This window comes from Cedecea sp. B1(4), from assembly GCF_059414925.1.
This window is the reverse complement of the sequence record NZ_JCAHMZ010000145.1, coordinates 1-384: the sequence shown is the minus strand read 5'-3', so window position 1 is coordinate 384 and position 384 is coordinate 1. Positions and strand designations below refer to the sequence as shown.

1 protein-coding gene is annotated in these 384 nt (G+C 74.5%); it reads left to right on the top strand.

All coding sequences use genetic code 11. The features are described from left to right. Positions 1-384, top strand: a 384-nt coding sequence (locus ACR6JA_RS22405; RefSeq protein WP_494599622.1) for a hypothetical protein, incomplete at both ends; no start/stop codon positions are given.

Sequence of the window (384 nt, the reverse complement as noted above, 5' to 3'; positions counted from 1 at the left end):
AGGGCGCCAGCCTGACGCTGCAGGCCGGCACCCTGCAGATCGCCCTGGCCGACGTGCCGCGCGCCGCGCTGCGGATCGGCGACGGCGCGCGGGTCCAGGTTGACCCGGGCCAGAAGATCGACCTGCTGGGCGCGGGCCAGATCACCGTGAACGGCGCGCTGTCCGCCTGGGGCGGCCGCATCAGCGCCAACCAGCTCACCCTCGGCGTCTCGGAGTCGCTGGCCGGCGGCGGCCACGACCTGTCGATCTGGATCGGCGAACAGGGCGTACTCGATGTCGCGGCGCGCGCCGCCACCGCCGTCAACCGGCGCGGCGAAACCTACGGCAAGCTGCAGGACGGCGGCGTCATCGCGCTGGGCGGCGCGGTGGACCTGGCAAAGGGTC